Consider the following 14473-nt stretch of genomic DNA (forward strand, 5'->3'; position numbering starts at 1 on the left):
CGCCAGACGAAATTCAGTGTTGAATAACTTCGGTCATGGCCAGTTCGCGCCGATCCCGAAACTGCTCCAGCGCTTCGGGATTGGCCAGTGCATCGGTATTTTTCACTGGCCTCCCATGCACGACATCGCGCACCGCCAGCTCTACGACTTTGCCGCTGATGGTGCGCGGTATATCGGTTACTGCGACGATGCGTGCGGGAACATGCCTGGGTGTGGTATTGGCGCGGATCACTTCGCGGATTCGCTGTTCAAGCCCTTCATCCAGCTCGACGCCGTCGCGCAAACGCACGAACAACACGACGCGCACATCCTCCTGCCATTGCTGACCGATGGCGACGCTGTCCAGCACTTCACTGATTTTCTCGACCTGCCGATAAATCTCCGCCGTGCCGATGCGCACGCCGCCCGGATTCAACACCGCATCCGAGCGGCCATGGATCATCATTGCGCCATCGGACAATTGCTCGGCGTAATCACCCTGCGCCCATACACCGGGGAACTGGCTGAAATAAGACTGGTGCAGTTTTGAGCCGTCGGGGTCATTCCACAAGCCGATCGGCATCGCCGGGAAGTGCCGCGTGCAGACCAGTTCACCTTTCTCACCGATCACCGGCTGGCCAGCGTCGTTCCACACCTCGACGGCCATGCCCAGGCTCTTGCCCATGATTTCCCCGCGCCGTACCGCTGACAGCGGATTGCCATTGACGAAGCACGAAACGATGTCGGTGCCACCGGACATCGAGGCCAGACACACCTCGGTTTTGAAGTCGCGATAAACGAAATCGTAGCTTTGCGGTGACAAAGCCGAGCCTGTGCACAGCAGGGTTTTCAAACTGCTCAAATCATGGCTTTCCCGTGGCCTGGCGCCGCTGCTTTCCAGCGTCGCGAGGAATTTCGGACTGGTGCCAAACACGCTGATGCGTTCATCGTCGATCAGGTCGAGCAGGCGCTGGTGATCCGGGTGGAACGGCGAGCCGTCGTAGAGCACCACGGCGCTGCCCACTGCGAGTGCCGAGACCAGCCAGTTCCACATCATCCAGCCGCAGGTCGTGTAGTAGAACAAACGGTCACCGGGACTGAGGTCGCAGTGCAAACCATGTTCCTTGACGTGTTGCAGCAGCACGCCGCCGGTGCTGTGGACGATGCATTTCGGCACGCCAGTGGTGCCGCTGGAGTACAGCACGTAGAGCGGATGATTGAACGGCACCGGGGTGAAATCCGGTTCACCGCCGGGTTGATAGAAGTCTTCCCAGAAGCAGACATCAGCGTGGGTTTGGTAATCCTCGATGCGCGCTTGCGGACGGGCGTACGGGACGATGATCAACTGCTGCAGCGACGGCAGCTGTGTCAGGATTTCGTTGAGCTTGGCGGTTTGATCCAGGGTTTTTCCGGCGTATTGATAACCGGCACAGGTGAGCAGCACTTTCGGTTCGATCTGGCCAAAGCGATCGATCACGCCGTGGGTGCCGAAGTCGGGCGACGAGCAGGACCAGATCGCACCGAGGCTGGTAGTGGCCAGCATCGCCACCAGGGTTTGCCAGGTGTTGGGCATGCAAGCCGCCACGCGATCACCCCGGCCAACGCCCGCCGCGCGCAGGCTCGCCTGAAACCCGGCGACCTGTTCGGCCAACTCGGCCCAGGTCAGTTGTTCGCGCTGACCATTCTCTGCAACTGCGATCACGGCCACGGCATCGTCGCGGCGGCGCAACAGGTGTTCGGCGAAGTTCAGGGTCGCGCCCGGGAACCACTCGGCGCTGGGCATTTCTGCACCTTCACGCAAGATGGCGTCTGGCTGAGTGTGGAAGCGGATGTCGAAGAAATCGACGATCGCCTGCCAGAACGCCGGGCGCTGATCGATGCTCCATTGGTGCAGGGCAGGGTAGCCGTCGAGCTTGAGCGAATGCCGCTGATTGATATCGCGCCGGAAGGCATCCATACGCGAACCGGCGATACGCTGGGTGTCGGGTTGCCAGAGAATGTCGGACATGGGCTTGCCTCTTCTTATCGGATTCGTACAGGCCAGGGAGATCATTCCCTGTGGGAGCGAGCCTGCTCGCGAAAGCGTTGTCTCAGTATCCCGAACTGTGTCTGATAAACCGCATTCGCGAGCAGGCTCGCTCCCACAATGGCCAGGTGTTTATTGCGCCAACCAGCCACCATCAATGTTCCACGCCGCGCCGCGCACCTGGCTGCCGGCTTCGCTGCACAAGAACAGCACCAGCTCACCCAGATGCTGCGGTGTGACAAACTCCAGCGAGGGCTGTTTTTCCGCCAGCAGATCATGCTGCGCCTGCTGCGGATCGACCCCCTTGGCCGCGCGATCGTCGATCTGCTTCTGCACCAGCGGCGTCAACACCCAGCCCGGACAGATCGCATTGCAGGTGACATTGCTGGTCGCGGTTTCCAGCCCGACCACTTTGGTCAGGCCGATCACGCCATGCTTGGCGGCAACGTACGCGGCTTTGCCGGTGGAGCCGACCTGGCCATGCACCGAGGCGATATTGATGATGCGCCCCCAGTTCTTGCGGCGCATGCCCGGCAGACTCAAACGGGAGCTGTGGAACACCGATGACAGGTTGATCGCAATGATCGAATCCCAGCGCTCAACCGGAAACTCTTCTACCGCCGCAACGTGCTGAATGCCAGCGTTGTTGACCAGAATGTCGACGCCGCCAAACTCGCGCTCGGCGTAGGCGACCATGTCGGCAATCTGCGCCGGGTCGCTGACATCGGCGGGATGATGGCCGACCTTGCCGCCGAACTGAGCGACTTCGGCGATCACCTTCGAAGCATCGCCGAAGCCATTGAGAATCAGGTTGGCGCCAGCTTTCGCGAGAGTCAGCGCGATGCCCAGGCCGATACCGCTGGTGGAGCCGGTCACCAAAGCTGTCTTGCCGGAAAGAGTGGTCATGAATACCTCACACAATACCAGTGGCGTAGAAAGTGCCGATCACCACGAAAACCGCGAGGGTCTTGATCAGCGTAATACAGAAAATGTCTTTGTAGGCTTCGCGGTGGGTCAATCCGGTCACCGCCAGCAGGGTGATCACCGCGCCGTTGTGCGGTAGGGTGTCCATGCCGCCACTGGCCATCGCGGCCACGCGGTGCAGCACTTCCAGCGGGATATTCGCCGCATGTGCTGCACTGATGAACTGCTCGGACATCGCCGCCAGCGCAATGCTCATGCCGCCCGAGGCCGAACCGGTGATGCCGGCGAGCAGCGTCACGGTGATCGCTTCGTTGACCAACGGATTGGGAATCTGCTTGAGCCAGTCGGCCAGCACCAGAAAGCCCGGCAGCGAAGCGATTACCGCACCAAAGCCGTATTCAGACGCGGTGTTCATGGCCGCGAGCAACGCACCGCTGACCGCACTTTTGCTGCCTTCGGCGAGCTTGCTTTTAATCGCCTTAAAGCCGAACGCCAGCACCATGAGGATGCCGACCAGCAACGCCGCCTGCACCGCCCAGATCGCCGTGAGCTTGGCGATTTCGGTAGTGACCGGCGCGGCCATGCCCGGCAGTGCGAGGCTGTGGGTCTTGCCATACCACTGCGGAATCCACTGGGTGAACAGCAGGTTCATGATGCCCACGGCCAGCAATGGCGACAGGGCAATCCACGGGTTGGGCAGCTTCAGGTCTTCGGCAGTTTCCGGTTCGTTGCGCAGTTCAGTGCCGTAGCCTTCGCCGGCACGTTGCGCCTTGTTGCGTTGGCGCTGCAGAAACAGCATGCCGGCGCAGAACACGAAAATCGTGCCGATCACCCCCAGCCACGGCGCCGCCCATGCGGTGGTGTTGAAGAAGGTGCTGGGAATGATGTTCTGGATCTGCGGCGTGCCGGGCAGCGCGTCCATGGTGAACGAGAATGCACCGAGGGCAATGGTTGCCGGAATCAAACGCTTGGGGATATTGCTCTGGCGGAACATCTCCGCTGCAAACGGGTAAACAGCGAAGACAACGACGAACAACGACACGCCGCCATAAGTGAGCAGGGCGCACACCAGCACGATCACCAGCATTGCTTGTCTGGTGCCGAGCAGGCGAATCGCAGCGGCGACGATCGAGCGCGAGAAACCGGACAGCTCGATGAGCTTGCCGAACACCGCGCCGAGCAGAAATACCGGGAAATAGAGCTTGATGAAACCGACCATCTTGTCCATGAACACCCCGGTGAACGCGGGGGCGACGGCGGACGGATCGGTCAGCAGCACCGCGCCGAGAGCAGCGATCGGGGCGAAGAGGATGACGCTGTAGCCACGGTAGGCGGCGAGCATCAGCAGCGTCAGGGCTGCCAAGGCAATGATCACACTCATGGTGTGTCTCTCCAGATTGTTATTTTTGTGGGTGAAACGGGTGTGGAGAGGTGTTAGCGATTACTGTGCCAAATACCTAACATGTTGATATCTATAGATATTTCATGAGGGAGTGGGATTGCGCTGAAGAATTTGTCTCGTTTGTGAGACCGAAAAGATCGCAACCTTCGGCAGCTCCTACAAGGAAATACGTATCTACCCTGTAGGAGCTGCCGAAGGCTGCGATCTGTTGATCTTTAAAAGCCGATCCAAGATATGAGATCAGTGTCTCTTTATGTAGACTCGACAATCCCCAGCGCAGCCATTTTCTTGTACAGCGTCGACCGTCCCAGACCCAGCCGAACCGCAGCCTCCGGCACTTTCCCCGCGCATTGCGCCAGGGTAGATTCGATCAACTGCCGATCAAAGCGCGCCCGCGCCTGCGCGAATGTCTCCCGAGCCGATGCGTGCGTGCTTTGCTCGGACGTTCGCTCAACCGGAGTAAGCGTGCCAATCGCGCCGCGAATATCCTGCTCGGTCAGCATCAGATCATCACTGAGCAACGCCGCCCGCTCCAGCACATTACGCAACTCACGGATGTTGCCTGGCCAGGCATGCTGGCCGAGCAACGCCAGCGCGTCGCGGTGCAGTTCATGCTGGCTGCGCAGCTCTTCGAGAATCGCCTCGCTCAGCGCCGGCAAATCGTCGAGACGTTCGCGCAGCGGCGGCACCTGGATCGGCAGCACATTGAGGCGGTAGTACAAATCGGCGCGAAATTCGCCGCGCTTGATCGCCGCCTGCAAATCCGTCGACGTCGCGGCGATTACCCGCACATCGCTCTGAATCACTTCATTGGAGCCGACCGGCTCGAACTCCTTTTCCTGCAACACGCGCAGCAGTTTGCTTTGCAGCGGTAGCGGCATATCGCCGATCTCGTCGAGAAACAGCGTGCCACCCTGAGCGATCTGCAGTTTGCCGGTGCGGCCCTTGCGGTCGGCGCCGGTAAAGGCGCCGGGTGCCGTGCCAAAGAACTCGGCCTCCAGCAGCGCCTCGGGAATTGCCGCGCTGTTGATGCTGACGAAGGCTTTGTGCGCGCGCGGCGAAGCGCTGTGAATGGCTTGTGCGAGTAACTCTTTGCCAGTGCCGGTTTCTCCCAGCAGCAACACGGGCGAATCAGCGCTGGCGCTTCGTCGCGCACGTCGTTTGACTTCAAGGCTGGCGGCGCTGGTACCGATGAAATGGGCGAAGTTGTATTTGGTCTGCCGCGCACGCAGCAGTGAGCGGGTCGAGGCGAGTTCTTCCTGCATGCTCAGGTAACGCTTGAGCATCGGCGACAGCGTGCGCAACTCGTCGAACAGGGCAAAACCGATGGCGCCGATCACGCTGCCGGCATCGTCGTGGATCGGCAGGCGCATCACCACCAGCGGCTCCTTTGGCGTGTCCTGCATGTCCAGCAGAATCGGCCGACCGGTGCGCACCACCTCGCGCAGCAAACTCCCGGGGATCACGCTTTCGCAAGGCTTGCCGATAGCGCCTGCCGCCGATTCGAGACCAAAGCGCCGGGCATAGCGTTCGTTCATCCAGACGATGTTCGCATCGCGATCGACAATCACCGTGCCCTCACTGGATTGCTCGATGATCTCGAACAGCGAACGGATCGCCAGAGTGCGGACTCGTTGGTAGTCCTTGAGGCTGTCGGTGGTGTTCATGGAGGCTGGTCCTGATTGTTTATTGCCGGTACCGATCCCTTCGCGAGCAGGCTCGCTCTCACAGGGGCCTGCATTCCAAATGTGGGAGCGAGCTTGCTCGCGAATGCCGCGCCGCGAATCAGCAGAAAATACCTACCCCGGATGCGCCGCCGCCAGCAGCTCTTTGGTGTAGGGATGCTGCGGGTTGTCAAACACGTCGTGACTGGCACCACGCTCGACCACCTGACCGTCCTTGATCACGATCATGTCATGCGCCAACGCGCGCACCACCGCCAGATCATGACTGATGAACAGGTAGGTCAAACCGTATTTCTCCTGCAGATCACGGAGCAGGGCGACCACTTGTTTCTGCACGGTGCGGTCGAGCGCAGAGGTCGGTTCGTCAAGCAAAATCAGCGCGGGTTTGAGCACCAACGCCCGGGCAATGGCGATGCGTTGGCGCTGGCCACCGGAAAACTCATGGGGATAACGGTGGCGGCTCTCGGGGTCGAGGCCAACTTCCCTGAGCACGCGAATCACTTGCTCATCGCACTCATTGGCCGTCGACTCGAAATGCACTTCGAGGCCTTCGCTGATGATCTGTGCCACCGACATGCGCGGGCTCAGGCTGCCAAACGGGTCCTGAAACACCACCTGCATCTGCCGCCGCCACGGCCGCAGCTGCTTTTGATTGAGGCCGTCCAGCGCTTCGCCCTGAAAGCGAATGCTGCCCTCGGAATCCAGCAAGCGCAGGATCGCCTGACCCAGCGTCGACTTGCCCGAACCGGACTCGCCAACAATGCCCAAGGTCTTGCCGCGCTGGATATTCAGGCTGATGCCATCGACAGCGCGCAGATACTGCTTGCGCCTGAACAGCCCGCCGCTGACCTGGAAATTGACGCGCAAGTCAGCGACTTCCAGTACATTTTCACGTTCGTCACGGGGCAGGGCTTCACCTTCCGGCTCAGCGTTCAACAGCACGCAGCTGTAAGGGTGTTTGGGTTCGGTGAACAGGGTTTCGCAGGGTGCCTGCTCGACGATCTCGCCAGCCTTCATCACACACACCCGCTGCGCGATGCTGCGCACCAGATTGAGATCGTGACTGATCAGCAGCAGCGACATGCCTAGCCGCTGTTGCAGGGACTTGAGCAGCAAGAGAATCTTGCGCTGCACGGTGACATCCAGTGCCGTTGTCGGCTCGTCGGCAATCAACAACTCCGGTTCGCAGGCCAGGGCCATGGCGATCATCACCCGTTGCCGTTGCCCACCAGAGAGTTGATGCGGATAGGCTTTCAGGCGTTCCTTGGGTTTTTGAATGCCGACCAGTCCGAGCAATTCGAGAATGCGCTGCTGCGCTTGCTTGCCGCCGAGGCCGCGGTGCAGCAACAGGGTCTCGCCGATCTGCTTTTCGATGGTGTGCAGCGGATTGAGCGAAGTCATCGGTTCCTGAAAGATCATGGCGATGCGATTGCCGCGCAGCTCGCGCAAGACCTTCGGATCAGCACCGAGCAACTCCTGCCCGCGATAGCGGATGCTGCCACGGGTTTGCGCCTCGCTCTCAGGCAGCAGTTGCAGGATCGAATGCGCGGTCACCGATTTCCCCGAGCCCGATTCGCCCACCAGAGCCAGGCACTCACCGGGGCGGATATCCAGGCACAGGTCACGCACCACAGTCTGACCATGGAAGGCGACATTGAGGTTGCGGATTTCAATCAGGTTTTCAGTCATGGTCACGCTTCAGGATCGAGGGTCAAAAGCGTCACGTAGCGCTTCGCCGATGAATACCAACAAGGAGAGGATCAGCGCCAGGGTAAAGAACGCGGTCAACCCGAGCCACGGTGCTTGCAGGTTCTGCTTGCCCTGACCGATCAGTTCGCCCAGCGAGGCACTGCCGGCCGGCATGCCGAAGCCTAGAAAATCCAGCGCGGTCAGCGTTGAAATCGCCCCGGTCAGAATGAACGGCAGATAACTGAGCGTCGCGTTCATTGCGTTGGGCAGGATGTGCCGGAAGATCACCTTGCGGTCAGTCAGGCCCAGGGCACGCGCTGCCTTGACGTATTCCAGATTGCGCCCGCGCAGGAACTCGGCGCGCACCACGTCCACCAGCGCCAACCATGAAAACAGCGCCATGATCCCCAGCAGCCACCAGAAATTCGGCTCGACGAACCCGGAGAGGATGATCAGCAGATACAGCACCGGCAGCCCCGACCAGACTTCCAGCACGCGTTGTCCGAGCAGGTCGACCCAGCCACCGTAATACCCCTGCAATGCGCCGGCGGCGATACCGATCAGCGCACTGACAAAAGTCAGCATCAGGGCAAACAGAATCGACACCCGAGCACCAAAGATGACCCGCGCCAGCACATCGCGCGCCTGATCGTCGGTGCCCAGCCAGTTCACCGAAGTCGGCGGACTTGGCGCCGGTTTGTTCAGATCATAGTTGGGGGTGTCGTCGCTGAACGGAATCGGCGGGAACAGCAACCAGCCACCGTCCTTGCGTATCAGATTCTGCACGTACTCGCTGCGATAATCGGCCTGAAACGGCAGTTGCCCGCCGAACTCCTGTTCGGTATGGCGCTTGAACACCGGGAAGTACCACTGGCCCTGATAACTGACCATCAACGGTTTGTCGTTGGCGATCAACTCGCCACCCAGCGTCAGGATGAACAGGCCGATGAACAGCCACAGCGACCACCAGCCACGACGGTTTTTCTTGAAACGTTCGAAACGGCGACGACCCAAAGGCGAGAGCTTGAACATCAGGCATTCCTCGCGGCGAAGTCGATACGCGGGTCGACCAGGGTGTAGCACAGGTCGCCGATCAGTTTTATCAGCAGGCCGAACAGGGTGAAGATGAACAGTGAACCGAACACCACCGGATAATCCCGCGATACCGCTGCTTCGTAACTCATGCGCCCAAGGCCATCGAGGGAGAAGATCACTTCGATCAGCAGTGAGCCGGCGAAGAACACACTGATGAACGCCTGAGGTATCCCCGAGACCACCAACAGCATGGCGTTGCGAAACACGTGTCCGTACAGCACGCGGCGTTCGCTCAAGCCTTTGGCGCGGGCAGTTACTACGTACTGTCGGGTGATTTCATTGAGGAACGAGTTTTTTGTAAGTATCGTCAGCGTCGCGAATCCACCGATCACCAGCGCCGTGACCGGGAGCACCAGATGCCAGAAGTAATCGGCGATCTTGCCCAGTGTCGACAGCGATTCGAAGTTGTCCGACACCAGCCCGCGCACCGGAAACCAGTTCAGCGAAGTGCCTCCGGCGAATACGACGATCAGGAACATCGCGAACAGAAACGCCGGCATGGCGTAACCGATGATGATCGCCGTGCTGCTCCAGATATCGAAATGGCTGCCGTGGTGCACAGCCTTGCGGATGCCCAGCGGGATCGACACCAGATAGGTGATCAGCGTCGCCCACAGCCCGAGCGAAATGGTCACCGGCATCTTTTCCAGAATCAGGTCGGTGACTGTTGCTCCACGGAAGAAGCTCTTGCCGAAGTCCAGTTGCGCGTAATTCTTCAGCATCAGCCACAGACGCTCGTGGGCCGGTTTGTCGAAGCCGTACTGCTTTTCGATGTCCTTGATCAGCTGCGGATCGAGGCCACGGCTGGCGCGCGAGGCAGTGCTCGAGGTCTCGCTGGCACCGCCGCCGACACTGGCACCGCCAATGCCTTGCAGGTGGGCGATGGCTTGTTCGACCGGTCCGCCGGGCGCGGCCTGAATGATCACGAAATTGACCAGCAGGATGATCACCAGCGTCGGAATGATCAGCAGCAGGCGCCGCAGTATGTAACCCCACATCAGTGCGGCCCTCCGGGTCTGCTGCGACTGATTTTCTGGGCGGTCATTTGCTGATTGGTCAGCGGCGTGCGGCTGATTTCCCACCAGCTCTCGATGGCTTCGTCGTTGCTCGCCTGCACCGTGGGAATGCCGAAGCGGTTCCACCAGACGGTCGAGGTGCCTGGCGGGTAGTAATTGGGAATCCAGTAGTAGTTCCATTGCAGTACCCGGTCCAGCGCATGGGCGTAATGCAGCATGTCCGATTGGGTCGAGGCGCGGATCAGGCCGTTGATCAAAGTGTCGACTGCCGGATTTTTCAGCACCATGTAGTTGTTTGCGCCCGGGTCGTTGGCCGCTGCCGAGCCGAAGTAGTTGAGCAACTCGCCGCCCGGAGAAGTGGTAACGGGATAGCCGGTGACGATCATGTCGTAGTCGCGACTCATCAGGCGATTGACGTATTGCGAGGCGTCGATGCGGCGGATATTGAGCTCGATGCCGATCTGTTTCAGCGTGCGTTTGTAAGGCAACAGCAGGCGATCCATGCCGTTCTGGCTGACCAGAAAAGTGAAGCTCAGCGGTTCGCCGGCGCTGTTGACCAACTGGTCGCCATCCGGTTTCCAGCCGGCCTGTTCGAGCAGTTGCAGGGCTTGCAACTGCTTGTCACGGATGATGCCGCTGCCATCGGTCTTCGGCGCTTCGAAGACTTTGGTGAACACTTCTTCGGGAATCTGATCGCGCAGTGGTTCAAGGATTTTCAGTTCCTGTGCGTCGGGCAACTGTCGGGCGGCGAGGTCGGTGTTGGAGAAGTAACTCTGCTGGCGGATATAGACGTTACGCATCATCTGCCGGTTGCTCCATTCGAAATCCCAGAGCATCGCCAGTGCCTGGCGCACGCGGCGGTCCTGGAACATCGGCTTTTGCAGGTTGAACACGAAACCCTGGGCCGATTGCGGCGCTTCAGTGGCGAGGTGGGCCTTCTGCAAACGGCCATCGCTGAGGGCAGGGCTGTCGTAGCCGATCGAGTAGCCGGTCGCGGAAAACTCGCGGTTGTAGTCATAGGCGCCACCACGCAGCACCTGGCGGGCGACATCGGTGTCGCCGAAGTACTCGATGCTGAAATGGTCGAAGTTGTACAGGCCGCGGCTGACCGGCAGGTCCTTGCCCCACCAGTCGCCATTGCGTTCGAACGTGATACTGCGCCCGGAGTCGACCTTGCCAACCCGGTACGGCCCACTGCCCAGCGGCGGTTCATAACCACCGCCGCTGGCGAAATCGCGACTCTTCCACCAGTGTTCGGGGAACACCGGCAGGGTCGCGATATCCAGGGGCAGGGTGCGGTTTTCGTTACTTTTGAAGTCGAAGCGCACGGTCAGCGGTGCCTCGATTTCGACGCCTTTGACGTCGGCAAACTGGGTGCGATAACGCAGGCTGCCTTGGGTCATCAGCAGGTTGTAGGTGTAGCGAACGTCTTCGGCAGTGATCGGTTTGCCATCGGCAAAGCGCGCCTTCGGGTTGATGAAGAAACGTAGCGAAAGACCATCGTCCGAACGTTCCATCTTCTGCGCAACCAGACCATAGACGGTGTAAGGCTCGTCCAGCGAGCGCTGGGCCAGCGGCGAATACAGCAGGCCGTCGATCTGCGTCACGCCGATGCCTTTGTCGATATAAGGCAGCAAATGGTCGAAGTGGCCGATTTCGATGGCCGAGCGCCGCATCGTCCCGCCCTTCGGCGCTTGCGGATTGGTGTAGTCGAAATGGCTGAAACCGGCGGGGTATTTGGCCGGTTCGCCGTAAACGGTCAGTGCGTGTTGCGGGGCAGCGTTCACGCCAGCGGCGCCAATGAGAAAGGCGAGGGCGGTGAGCATCAGTGTGGGAAAAACCAGTCGCATCGTCAGCCTTGGAACGCAAAATCGATAAGCGCAAGTTGTACGCGAGCCGCGCGCCACTCGCCAGCCGTATGTGTAACTGAAACACAACGGCCCACCAGAAGGCGGGCCGTTGTCAGCAATCGGACGACGAATCAGTCCTGACGGCTGGTGACTTCCAGCAGGTGATAACCGAACTGGGTTTTTACCGGGCCTTGCACGACGTTGATCGGCGCGCTGAATACCACGGTGTCGAATTCCTTGACCATCTGGCCTGGACCGAACGAGCCCAGATCGCCGCCCTGACGGCTGGACGGGCAGGTGGAGTTGGCTTTGGCGACTTCAGCAAAATCGGCGCCGGCTTCGATCTGAGCCTTGAGTTCGTTGCACTTGTCTTCGCTGGAAACCAGGATGTGGCGGGCAGTGGCTTTGGCCATGGGGAATTCTCCGAACTGTTTCAATAAAAGGTGGAGCGTACCGGAATCAGTCGGCGAATTCTCGGCAAAGTTCCATTCTGCGTTCCTTGCCCGATTCATAGATCCGCCGCTTGCAGACGCTGGGCATGTTCGACGTACAGGTCGATCGGATCCGGCGAGGGCGCTTTTGTGCCCGCGCTCCGCCGCAGGCTGGCCAAATGATCCATTGGGTAATCGGAGCGGATCACTTGGCCGAGATGGCTACTGAAGCGTCCGACAAAACCATCATTCTGCTGGGGTTCGGTGGTGAAATATTGCGACAGGACCCGGCAGGTTGCTTGAACCGGATCCAGCACTGGCAACGTGGATTGCGCAACAACCCCGCTCCACGAGTAGTAGCGCACGCCGTTGACTTGCTCAGGACCATGCCCGCCCCAGGTTTGCGGCAGTCCCTGGGGAAATTTGTCATTGAATTGACCGACGCCGACCGTGGTCAATGCGTTGAGTGCGGCTAACGCATTCTGCGGCAATGTCACGCTGCCGCTCAGTAGTGACAGCAAGTCGGCAAATTGTGTCGCCACGTTCTGTGCGACGGCTTCGGGAAGCTTGCCTGGAATCAGTGCCCTGCGCAGGAAGTCGGCGAGCTCCGAGCCATGGTTCGGGCCACTGACGGAGGTGACCGAAGCAACGACGCCTGGTGCAAGCGCCGCCGCATAGCGTGCAGCGAGTGCGCCTTGACTGTGTCCTATTAGGTTGACTTTCTTCGCGCCTGTGCCTCGCAGCACGCAAGCAATCTGTGACAGCAGTTGCTCGCCCCTCATTTCATTGTCGTGGGTGGCCGAAAGGTGTGGAACAAACAATCGACAGCCGGCCGTTTTCAGCACGGACTTGACGTCATGGAACAGCTCGCAATGACCGATACGCTCGAACCCGAACAGACCGTGGACCAACAGGATGGGATAACGAGTTGTAGCATTCCGTTGCATGTTCTTACCTTTTTCGTAGAAGTTCATCGGGAAATCACCGGGCCACTCTAAAACACTCATCCCGTTGAAGAAGTACGAAGAGGCTTCACATTGCGTTTGAAAATGGACTACGAGGCGTACGAAATTTCGGAGAGCTGTGAAATCCGAATCGGAAGTTCAATGGGTCGTTTGTCGGCATAACCGCGTGACCTCTGATGTTGCCTACTTTGCGAGTAGCGGTTACGCCGTTGTCGCGGTGGATTCGGCTGACATCCGGAACGTTCAAAGAGGTCCTCAATGTAGATGTCAGTGTCGTCATTCGGGGCGGCACGTTTTCCAGGGAGTGGAAGCGAAAATGAATAGCCATGAAATCGAGTTTTGCTGGCGGATGCGCCAGCCGATGGTTGCCGAAGTGTCTATCGAACCTCTGGTCGCGCCAACGATTGACGGGCTCCAAGGGAGCGTGTTGGATCCTTCGCTGGCCAAGGCCATCGTTCGCATTTCCCCTTATGCCAACATGAGCTGCGGCGATCAGATCGTGCTGTCTTGGGAGGGGCTGGATATCGAAGGCTTTGCCTATCAATACGAGAGTGTTCGATTCATCAGCCAGGTCCAGGTTGGCAAAGACGTCATCTTCGTCATCAAGGCGATGCATGTCGCTGCGCTGGACGGGGGCTCGCTGGAGGTTTACTGGACACTGCAAAGTGCGTCCGCGCCCAAGGCAGTGGAATCTGCTCGCCTGCAACTGTCTGTCGGGGACGTTGGACCGCATCTGTTGGCGCCCCAAATAGAAGGCGCTGTAAACGGAGCGCTGGAGCCGTCGCGAGTGGTCGAAGGCACCCTGGTGACCCTGCAGCCTTACGCTCGGATGTCAGCGGGCGACCGGATCATGCTGTCGTGGCATGGAGATGCTTCGCCTGAAATATTCACCGACTCGTTGAAGGTCGAGGCCTGCGCCGTCGCGCAAAGCCTGTCGTTCTGGGTGCCGGCCAGCTACGTCGAAGCGCATCGTGGTGGCGAGGTGGTGGTCGCCTACCGTGTTGAACAATGCTGTGGAGCCATCCGAACCTCGGAGCCTGCGACGGTTTTCATTGGGCCGGCATTGCGTGCTGAACTGGCCGCGCCGGATATTGTTGGGGCGATCGATGATGTGCTGTCGGTGAAGGACTCGATAGAGGGGGTTTCCATTCTGATTGAAGACCCGCAGGTGCAGGAAGACGAGTTGGTCTATCTCAAGTGCGATGGTGATTTTTTCAGTCATCGCGATGATCTTGAAATCACTCGGGAGACGGCCGGGCAACCGGTGAGTTTCATTGTTCCCCATCGGTTCTGGCGCGAGCACCACGGCACGACGGTGGAGATTGCCTACACCATCGAACGTCTGGACGATACCAGTCAGCAATCTGCCGTGAGGCGGATCAGCATAGTGGCATAACCTGGGGAAGGTCAG

Annotated in this window: 11 protein-coding genes; 1 reads left to right on the plus strand and 10 read right to left on the minus strand. The window is 59.6% G+C overall.

The annotated features are described in order from the left end of the window. Positions 1 to 13: 13 nt before the first annotated feature. From FEE99_RS16560 to FEE99_RS16605, 10 genes are all read right to left on the minus strand, one after another. Positions 14 to 1987 (minus strand): acetoacetate--CoA ligase, encoded by a 1974-nt coding sequence (locus FEE99_RS16560; protein ID WP_041478721.1) that lies wholly within the window; start codon positions 1985 to 1987, stop codon positions 14 to 16. A gap of 150 nt (positions 1988 to 2137) precedes the next feature. Beyond that, positions 2138 to 2911 carry a 3-hydroxybutyrate dehydrogenase gene (gene hbdH, locus FEE99_RS16565; RefSeq protein WP_041478722.1) on the minus strand — a complete coding sequence of 258 codons (774 nt, stop codon included), beginning with the start codon at positions 2909 to 2911 and terminating at the stop codon, positions 2138 to 2140. A 7-nt stretch (positions 2912 to 2918) separates the two neighbouring features. After that, complete coding sequence (locus FEE99_RS16570; RefSeq protein WP_041478724.1) at positions 2919 to 4310, minus strand: GntP family permease; 1392 nt, start codon at positions 4308 to 4310, stop codon at positions 2919 to 2921. A 272-nt stretch (positions 4311 to 4582) separates the two neighbouring features. Further along, positions 4583 to 5998: a sigma-54 interaction domain-containing protein gene (locus tag FEE99_RS16575; protein WP_041478726.1), complete on the minus strand. Its 1416-nt coding sequence runs from the start codon at positions 5996 to 5998 to the stop codon at positions 4583 to 4585. A 132-nt stretch (positions 5999 to 6130) separates the two neighbouring features. Continuing rightward, a complete protein-coding gene (locus tag FEE99_RS16580; RefSeq protein ID WP_041478728.1) occupies positions 6131 to 7705 on the minus strand; it encodes an ABC transporter ATP-binding protein in 1575 nt (524 codons plus the stop codon). Positions 7706 to 7714: 9 nt separating this feature from the next. Continuing rightward, positions 7715 to 8737, minus strand: coding sequence for an ABC transporter permease (locus FEE99_RS16585; RefSeq protein WP_041478730.1), 1023 nt, complete (start codon positions 8735 to 8737; stop codon positions 7715 to 7717). Beyond that, positions 8737 to 9798, minus strand: a complete 1062-nt coding sequence (locus FEE99_RS16590) for a microcin C ABC transporter permease YejB (protein ID WP_041478731.1) — start codon at positions 9796 to 9798, stop codon at positions 8737 to 8739. Before FEE99_RS16590 ends, FEE99_RS16585 begins: the two co-directional genes overlap by 1 nt. After that, complete coding sequence (locus FEE99_RS16595) at positions 9798 to 11666, minus strand: extracellular solute-binding protein (RefSeq protein ID WP_041478732.1); 1869 nt, start codon at positions 11664 to 11666, stop codon at positions 9798 to 9800. Before FEE99_RS16595 ends, FEE99_RS16590 begins: the two co-directional genes overlap by 1 nt. Positions 11667 to 11797: 131 nt before the next feature. Further along, positions 11798 to 12079: a peptidylprolyl isomerase gene (locus tag FEE99_RS16600; RefSeq protein WP_041478733.1), complete on the minus strand. Its 282-nt coding sequence runs from the start codon at positions 12077 to 12079 to the stop codon at positions 11798 to 11800. Between the two features lie 95 nt (positions 12080 to 12174). After that, positions 12175 to 13044, minus strand: coding sequence for an esterase/lipase family protein (locus FEE99_RS16605; RefSeq protein ID WP_041478797.1), 870 nt, complete (start codon positions 13042 to 13044; stop codon positions 12175 to 12177). A 334-nt stretch (positions 13045 to 13378) separates the two neighbouring features. Here FEE99_RS16605 and FEE99_RS16610 point away from each other — a divergent pair, with 334 nt between their 5' ends. After that, positions 13379 to 14458, plus strand: a complete 1080-nt coding sequence (locus tag FEE99_RS16610; protein WP_041478734.1) for a hypothetical protein — start codon at positions 13379 to 13381, stop codon at positions 14456 to 14458. Positions 14459 to 14473: the final 15 nt, after the last annotated feature.

It is taken from the genome of Pseudomonas sp. ef1 (genome assembly GCF_007293365.2).
GTDB lineage: Bacteria > Pseudomonadota > Gammaproteobacteria > Pseudomonadales > Pseudomonadaceae > Aquipseudomonas > Aquipseudomonas siliginis.

Coding starts and splice junctions, on each gene's coding strand:
- FEE99_RS16580 (WP_041478728.1), bottom strand. CDS start 7,705: ATGACTGAAAACCTGATTGAAATCCGCAACCTCAATGTCGCCTTCCAT.
- FEE99_RS16590 (WP_041478731.1), bottom strand. CDS start 9,798: ATGTGGGGTTACATACTGCGGCGCCTGCTGCTGATCATTCCGACGCTG.
- FEE99_RS16575 (WP_041478726.1), bottom strand. CDS start 5,998: ATGAACACCACCGACAGCCTCAAGGACTACCAACGAGTCCGCACTCTG.
- FEE99_RS16560 (WP_041478721.1), bottom strand. CDS start 1,987: ATGTCCGACATTCTCTGGCAACCCGACACCCAGCGTATCGCCGGTTCG.
- FEE99_RS16595 (WP_041478732.1), bottom strand. CDS start 11,666: ATGCGACTGGTTTTTCCCACACTGATGCTCACCGCCCTCGCCTTTCTC.
- hbdH (WP_041478722.1), bottom strand. CDS start 2,911: ATGACCACTCTTTCCGGCAAGACAGCTTTGGTGACCGGCTCCACCAGC.
- FEE99_RS16610 (WP_041478734.1), top strand. CDS start 13,379: ATGAATAGCCATGAAATCGAGTTTTGCTGGCGGATGCGCCAGCCGATG.
- FEE99_RS16570 (WP_041478724.1), bottom strand. CDS start 4,310: ATGAGTGTGATCATTGCCTTGGCAGCCCTGACGCTGCTGATGCTCGCC.
- FEE99_RS16585 (WP_041478730.1), bottom strand. CDS start 8,737: ATGTTCAAGCTCTCGCCTTTGGGTCGTCGCCGTTTCGAACGTTTCAAG.
- FEE99_RS16600 (WP_041478733.1), bottom strand. CDS start 12,079: ATGGCCAAAGCCACTGCCCGCCACATCCTGGTTTCCAGCGAAGACAAG.
- FEE99_RS16605 (WP_041478797.1), bottom strand. CDS start 13,044: ATGCAACGGAATGCTACAACTCGTTATCCCATCCTGTTGGTCCACGGT.